This is a genomic window from Cyanobacteriota bacterium (assembly GCA_025054735.1).
Lineage (GTDB): Bacteria > Cyanobacteriota > Cyanobacteriia > SKYG9 > SKYG9 > SKYG9.
Genome location: JANWZG010000186.1, coordinates 1 through 7,237, shown reverse-complemented (window position 1 = coordinate 7,237; position 7,237 = coordinate 1). Strand labels below are relative to the sequence as shown.

6 protein-coding genes and 1 pseudogene are annotated in these 7,237 nt (G+C 50.1%); 1 reads left to right on the top strand and 6 read right to left on the bottom strand.

What is annotated here, in order from left to right:
- The coding region (gene hflX / locus NZ772_10345; GenBank protein ID MCS6813950.1) for a GTPase HflX at nucleotides 1-1,289 on the bottom strand (1,289 nt) is incomplete at its 3' end.
- A 79-nt stretch (nucleotides 1,290-1,368) separates the two neighbouring features.
- Between hflX and folP the strand changes: the two genes are divergently transcribed.
- Nucleotides 1,369-2,247 carry a dihydropteroate synthase gene (gene folP / locus NZ772_10340; protein ID MCS6813949.1) on the top strand — a complete coding sequence of 293 codons (879 nt, stop codon included), beginning with the start codon at nucleotides 1,369-1,371 and terminating at the stop codon, nucleotides 2,245-2,247.
- 61 nt (nucleotides 2,248-2,308) lie between these two features.
- On the opposite strand, the gene NZ772_10335 is transcribed toward folP, so the two are convergent.
- The 5 genes and pseudogenes from NZ772_10335 to mnmA form a co-directional block, all read right to left on the bottom strand.
- Complete coding sequence (locus NZ772_10335; GenBank protein ID MCS6813948.1) at nucleotides 2,309-2,998, bottom strand: Crp/Fnr family transcriptional regulator; 690 nt, start codon at nucleotides 2,996-2,998, stop codon at nucleotides 2,309-2,311.
- Between the two features lie 784 nt (nucleotides 2,999-3,782).
- Complete coding sequence (locus tag NZ772_10330) at nucleotides 3,783-4,136, bottom strand: DUF1257 domain-containing protein (protein ID MCS6813947.1); 354 nt, start codon at nucleotides 4,134-4,136, stop codon at nucleotides 3,783-3,785.
- Between the two features lie 131 nt (nucleotides 4,137-4,267).
- Nucleotides 4,268-5,785, bottom strand: coding sequence for an AAA family ATPase (locus NZ772_10325; protein MCS6813946.1), 1,518 nt, complete (start codon nucleotides 5,783-5,785; stop codon nucleotides 4,268-4,270).
- A 322-nt stretch (nucleotides 5,786-6,107) separates the two neighbouring features.
- A pseudogene (locus tag NZ772_10320) lies at nucleotides 6,108-6,395 on the bottom strand (toxin-antitoxin system HicB family antitoxin).
- Nucleotides 6,396-6,520: 125 nt separating this feature from the next.
- Nucleotides 6,521-7,237: tRNA 2-thiouridine(34) synthase MnmA (mnmA, locus tag NZ772_10315; GenBank protein ID MCS6813945.1), on the bottom strand; the 717-nt coding region annotated here is incomplete at its 5' end.

Sequence of the window (7,237 nt, the reverse complement as noted above, 5' to 3'; positions counted from 1 at the left end):
GGATCTAGGGTAGCAAATAGCTGATCAGCCGTATACACAGCGGCATTAGTTAGGGCATTCAGCAATGTAGATTTGCCAGCATTGGTATAGCCAACGATCGCAATGGACGGCACATCCCAATGTTGTCGCCGCTGACGCAACCGGGCACGATGGGCCTGAAGTTGGTTGACTTCCTGTTGCAGGCGACGAATCCGCCGTTGAATGCTACGGCGCTCAGTTTCTAGCTTAGTTTCCCCAGGCCCTCTGGTGCCAATACCGCCTCCTAATCGGGACATAGCCTGACCACGGCCAATTAGTCGAGGTAAGCGATATTCCAACTGAGCTAGCTCGACTTGCAGTTTCCCAGCACCTGACTGGGCACGCTGGGCAAAGATATCTAGAATGACTTCGGTGCGATCAACCACCCGGATCCCAATTTGGGTTTCTAGGTTACGAACTTGGGCTGGAGACAAATCCCGGTCAAAGACAATCAACGTCGCACCCACTGCCTGAGCTGTGAGAGTAATTTCCTGTACCTTGCCTTCGCCCACAACCGTTTGAGGATGGGGATAAGGCCGCCGCTGCCGTAATGTCTGCAACACAACGCCTCCAGCCGTTTCCACCAGACGCTTGAGTTCTTCTAAGCCGTCAGCAAATTGCCGAGAAGAGACGTTATCCGTCTGTAAGCCGACTAGCAGCACGCGATCGTGGTCAACATCGACCTGCCGGGCTACAAATTCACGGCGAAACTCCGCTTCTAAACCCTCGATTAGGGTAGCAAAGTCTTGTTGCGCCAGAACGTCCAAGCTTAGAGGTGGTGACACATCCCAATCTGTTGTTGGCCCTGGCAGCAAATGCACAAGATAGCCATGCTTCACATAGCCAGTAGCACCCCCACCTCGACGCTCAAAACCACTCCCAGAGAGCACTAGCAACACCAGTGAGTCTAACCGTTGAAGCGCAACCGAGGTCAGCACTACTTGGCTGGGTGGCTCTGCTTGAAAACTGGTAGCAATGCAACGAATCCCACACAATCGCTCAGCGCCATGGCGGGGCAGTTCCAGTAGAGGAATCTGGGTTTGGCTAAGACTACCAACGCCAACCCGGACTACCTGGCCACGACGGTTAACATAAACACAGACTGACTGGTTGATTTCTGTGCTGATGGCGGCTATGCGCTGGGCGAACTCTGCCGTCGTCACACGGTCAGTTACAATGCGTTGGTGATAAAGACGCTGAAGTTGCTTGACTTGGCTAGGCTTTAGCCCTTGCAGCGTGCCGTAGATGGTTTCGATAGGCAACCTCCCCATGACTTATGTCCCATTTTAGCCTGAGAGCATGATAAGTTAACGGCATAGTGGCTATTCTTATGTAATGATGCTGAGCCTCATGTCCACAACTGCATCTACGACCATGACCTTGCGAGGCCATGAATTCAGATGGGGACAACGTACCATCTTGATGGGAGTTCTCAATGTCACACCTGACAGTTTCAGTGATGGAGGACAATTCCAAACAGTTGATGCGGCCATCTCCCAAGCAAAACACCTAGCTGCATCCGGAGCCGATATCATTGATATTGGTGGTCAGTCAACGCGCCCCAATGCTGAGGATGTGTCATTGGAGGAAGAGCTAGCTCGTGTGTTACCCGTGATTACGGCCCTACGGAAGGACGAGGATTTTAATACACCAATTTCGATCGACACCATGAAATCTGCTGTGGCAGAAGCTGCGATCAAAGCTGGGGCAGATTTGGTAAACGATGTATCTGGTGCACTGTTTGACCCTGCGATGTTACCTACTGTTGCTGGGCTGGGGGTACCGATCGTCTTGATGCATATGCGGGGTACACCACAAACCATGCAGCAACTCACTGAATATATCGATTTAATTGAAGAAATCTGCGAATTCCTCGAACAGCGGGCAGAAGTGGCCATTGCTGCCGGAATTGACCGTGCCAAGATTATTTTGGATCCAGGAATTGGGTTTGCTAAGACCTTTGCACAAAATCTAGATATCCTGCGCTATTTGACCCGAATTCGCACCTTAGGCTACCCGCTGTTGGTTGGGCCATCACGCAAAAGTTTCATCGGTCACATCCTAGAGCAGCCCGATCCTCAAAAACGAGTCTGGGGAACAGCAGCCGCCTGTTGTGCAGCGATCGCCAATGGTGCAGACATTCTTCGTATCCACGATGTCCACGAACTACGAGACACCTGTCGTGTAGCTGATGCCATTTGGCGCGTGCCTGACTCTAGCGCAACCTAGAAACCCCTTACTTGCTAGCTGCTAAGCAACAGCCTGCCCATGTACAGGCAGACTGTTAGCACTATTTCTTGAAGTTGGCAGCCGCTTCCGCAGGAATACAAATTAGACCATCACCCTGGGTTTTGATGAGTCCCCGCTGGCGCAGTTTGCCCATCAGGCGGGTTACGGTTACACGGGTAGAGCCGATAGCACTGCCAATTTGGGCATGAGTTAACGACCAGGGCAGATAATATCCATCATCTCCAGGTTCACCAAATTCCTCGATTAACAGGGTCAAGAAACCTAACAGTCTGTCGATCGTGCGGCGTTGACCCAGCGTACTTAACCACAGCAGCTTACGCTGATGCTGATAGCGAAATGCATCCAGCACTTCTCGACGGAAGTGGGGCCAATTCTCTAAATCATTCCAGTAGAGCCATAGCACAGACGTTTGATCAACATGGGCATAGCTCTGAAGCGTAAATGGTGACTGGGCAATGATTTCAAAAGGCTGACCGGCACCGACAAACCCCAAGAAAGCCTCTTCTGGTGTCATGCGTGCCAACCGTGATGCATTGGTAGCCGTCACCTGAGCCGTGCCAGACAAGCGCACAGATCCCTTCTCTACCAGATACAACAGACCTGGACGAGCAGGAATCTTCTCATCTTTAGCAAACGTCCGACAACGATAGTGCTCCTGTGCCCAATCAATAATGCGTTGCCACGTCAAAAAGGGACGAGACACTTCAGACGATGAAGATACAGAGTACATAGCTCGACAATTACCTATAGGTTAACGTTGGACAGGGTTGTACACGGAAATGCTGGCAGAGAAATACGACAGACCTGTATGGTTCGACTAGAACAGTCAAATTTACGCATTTGCCCAAGCCAAACTGACCTTGACGAAAACTTCAGGGTTTCTACGACGTTCGCTTAATTTGTGCAACAGTCCGGAATAGCGCTACAAAGAAGTATTTGTTGCTTATGACACAAACATTGAAACTGGACGCGACTCTACAAACAATTGCAGCCTCACTCCAAAGCTCTGCGAAATCGCCTATGAACCCTCTATATGCAACCGTGTGGAAGCTATATAGAGTCTAGACTCCTTCAAGTCCACACTGTTGATCGTTGAGTACCTCAGTTAAAAAGGACTCTTGTGATAGTCAAGTATCATATATTATTTAAGTACCATACATCATCAGGTTTGTTGCCTGTGATACTACTGATTTTCGTGGAGGTTATATAAGCTACATTGCAAATAGTATCGTTGTTTAAATAGTGAGTTAGAAGCTGAAACCATGAAATGACAGGGGTTTCTGTCTGCTTTCAGCTTAGGTACCAAATCTGTCCGTGCTTTTCTATATGTTTTCTACATATTTCTATAGATTTTTTGACGTATAACCCTCGACCACAATTACACTGCTCGAATCCCCATAAAAAACGGGCTAACCAATGCTTGGTTAACCCGCTAGTAAAGGTGCTCGAATCCCCATAAAAAACGGGCTAACCGATGCTTGGTTAACCCGCCAGTTTGGGAACGCGCAGAGAAACTACTTTTGTACAACCAGTTTAACGTTAGCGTTCTGCAAGCCAGGGCGCTTGACTTCAGCCAGAGCCTTGTTCACAGCGTACTTCTGGTTAATGGAGTTGATCAACTCGGTTTGGTTGTGCTTCTTAGCAACGCCCCACAGATCAGCAATTAGGTCGAAGGAGCCGTCACTATTACGAGACCAGCCGAGATCATACTCGCCATCGAGAACAGCAACGATGTCGGAGCGAACACGCTGACCATTGTAGCCACGAACATCAGCATCGGTCTTGACGGTGATACCCAGGTCACGCAAAGAAGCGCGCAGGATTTCAGCATCAGTGATTTTGGTACGCAGAGTGCTAAAGTGAGACATAGTATTTTCCTCCGAAAGGATATTGAGAGATACAACGTTGGTTAGCGCTCAGCCTGGAGGCTGTTAGCTACGTGGTTAACTGCTAGCTGGGTGCTAGCCTTTCCTCCTGTTGGGAGCAGGAGTGAAAGCTTTTAATTCTCCAGACGCAGATATTCTGCGACGGAGGCGGCAGCAGGTCGTGCTCGCTGTCTTGCCCAATCTCGGAGGGCAGTGACCTGCTCATTCATAGTCTTGGACAAAGGCAATGTTGCTTTCATTGCAGCAATGATGTCTAGCTGGGTGAACTCTCGATCTTGAGCAAATGCCTCGTACATAGCAGCAATGAGAGCTTGTTCAATTTCTGCCCCAGAGAACCCTTCACACACGTTGGCTAGCTGCTTGAGGTCGAAACGACTGATGTCCGATCGCCGCTTAGAGAGATGAATCCGGAAAATATCTTGCCGCTCTTCAGCGTTGGGCAAGTCCACAAAGAAAATTTCATCAAAGCGCCCCTTGCGCAGAAATTCGCCCGGTAACCGCTCCACGCGGTTAGCTGTGGCCATGACAAATACAGGGGAAGTTTTCTCCTGCATCCATGTCAGGAAAGAACCAAAGATGCGGCTAGAGGTGCCACCATCAGAGTCAGCAGAGCCAGTACTGCCTGCGAAGGCCTTGTCAATTTCATCAATAAATAGGATGGCTGGAGAGATGGATTCAGCCGTGCGGAGGGCGTTACGCAAGTTAGCCTCTGACCGCCCTACCATAGAGCCATCATAGACGCGACCGATATCTAGCCTTAGCAAGGGCAGACCCCAGAGACGTGATGTGGTCTTAGCAATAAGTGACTTGCCACAGCCGGGCACACCTAGGATCAGCATACCTTTGGGTTGAGGAAGCCCATATTCTCGTGCACGTTCGGTAAATGCACCTGAGCGTTGCCGCAACCAGCGCTTCAGCTCCTCTAAACCACCCACCGAGTCAATGGTCTCGTCCTCTTCGATAAACTCAAGAATGCCATTGCGACGGATAAGCTGCTTCTTTTCAGAGAGGACAATGCCGACTTCTTCTTCCGTAAGCCGTCCGGCTGTCACCATTGCCTTACGGTAAACTTTCTCAGCTTCGTCTCTAGTTAAGCCTAGCGCTGCCTTGAGCAGTTTTTCCCGCGCTTCGGTGGTCAATCGCCGCCCCCGTGACTGGTCTAGCTGCTGAGAAAGCACCTGATTTAGCTCACCAATGTCTGGCAAGGGAAAATCCAGAACAACAACCTCTTTCTCTAGTTCGATGGGAATCCGCTGCTCTGGGGACATCAGGATAATAGTCTTCTGGGTGCCCTTGAAGCTGGCGATCGCATCCCGCAGACAACGAATGACTTCTGCGTTGCCCAAGCCATCCAAGAAGGGGTGCAAGTCCTTGAAGATAAAAATGCTAGGCTCCCGCTGACGAATAGCCGCGTCGATCGCCTGCTGGGGTGCAATAGTATTGTGCTGGGCAATATTACGAGGCTGCCCGTACTCCACAAGGCCGTGGGTCAATGTCCACACAAACACACGTCGTTGGGGCTTGTTCTGAGCAATTGTTGCAATTGCTTGCTCTGCCCGCTCCTCTTCAAAGGTAACCAGGTAAATCAGAGGGTATTGAGCCTGAATTAAGATACTTAGCTCTTCTTTCATGACCATCACAACCTGCTAGAGGACGGAGCGAACAACTACAAAACTAGGAACGGTAAATTTGCCACTGATGCAATCCGTCAATGTAGATCACCAATGAACAAACCAGTCAAAACCAAGAAACTAGTTGGAAACTAATCGTGAACAGCCAGCGCTAACAGGGAACAAGTTGTTCCGAGTCACGTTGACACTCATCGGGTGTTGCACTCAACGATGAAACACCAGCACTAATTCCACCAGAACTAATCGTTGCCGCGGCTACAGTAGTAGCATTTACAGACAAGTCGTCTTCTTCATCTGACAAGCTCATGGAGCGCCCACCTACTTGAGAGCTGAGGGTCACCATCTCACCGTTACGAAGAATGACTGGTGTCGTGCAAGCAGGGCAAGAGTAAACACGATGGGTCTGACCATGGGCACCTGCCTCGATTACCTCTGGATGCTCCAAATAGAACGCAACAGCCCGCTCTGCTAGCGTGGACATAGACTCAGATTCTACAGCCGCCTGGATCTTTAACCGACGGTGCAATTCGGGAGACAGGTACAGCGTCACCTTCTGTGACGCTTCTTTTTGCGATGCTTCTTTCAAAACTGTTCGTTGATTAGCGTTCATAACAACTGCTTGTTGCGTTCCCAGGTATGTCTAATCACGATAGCGATCGTTGCTAAGGCTGTCAAGCAGGAATACCATTATGACGGCAAAACCGTTACATTCCTTAATATTTCATCCGTCATTAGTTAGCCTAGAGATGTCTGTGTTGGCTGTGCTTGTGGCTGACCTTGAGGTTTAGGCTGAATGATGCCTCCGCCCAAGAGCACATCTTGGTGATACCAGACGGCTGCCTGTCCAGGTGTGATGCTAAATTGAGGTTCGTCAAATACTAGCTGAGCGGTACAATCTGGCAAGGGAATCACAGTTACTGGTACCGCTGGCGATCGATAGCGCACCTGCACCTCAGCGCGAATAGGGTCGGTCGGTGGGGTAATCGATACCCAATTTACCCGCTGAACCATGCATCCCTCGTCGTAGGCGGCTGCGCGATCGCCGACAATAACTCGATTGCGACCCGCATCTAGGGCCAATACGTACAGCGGCTCACTATGGGCGATGCCTAGACCTTTCCGTTGCCCGATCGTGTAGTGATGCACTCCGTTGTGATAGCCCAGCACCTTGCCAGTCTGATCCACAATTTCCCCTGGTGTAGGGGCAATGTACTTGTCCAAAAATGCCTGCATGGATCCATGAGCTTCAATCAGACATAGGTCTTGGCTTTCTGGTTTATCGGCCGTGTGTAACCCAAGCTCGGCGGCAATTTGACGAGTTTCGATCTTTGTGTACTCACCTAGGGGAAATAGGGTTTTTGCCAAAATGTCTTGACTAAGGTCATAGAGAAAATAGGACTGGTCTTTGTTACGGTCGATCGCCCGCTTGAGACGATAACGCCCAGTAGCTGG

Excerpts from the sequence above, each read along its gene's own strand:
- folP (MCS6813949.1), top strand. The coding sequence starts at position 1,369 with ATGTCCACAACTGCATCTACGACCATGACCTTGCGAGGCCATGAATTC.
- NZ772_10335 (MCS6813948.1), bottom strand. The coding sequence starts at position 2,998 with ATGTACTCTGTATCTTCATCGTCTGAAGTGTCTCGTCCCTTTTTGACG.
- NZ772_10330 (MCS6813947.1), bottom strand. The coding sequence starts at position 4,136 with ATGTCTCACTTTAGCACTCTGCGTACCAAAATCACTGATGCTGAAATC.
- NZ772_10325 (MCS6813946.1), bottom strand. The coding sequence starts at position 5,785 with ATGAAAGAAGAGCTAAGTATCTTAATTCAGGCTCAATACCCTCTGATT.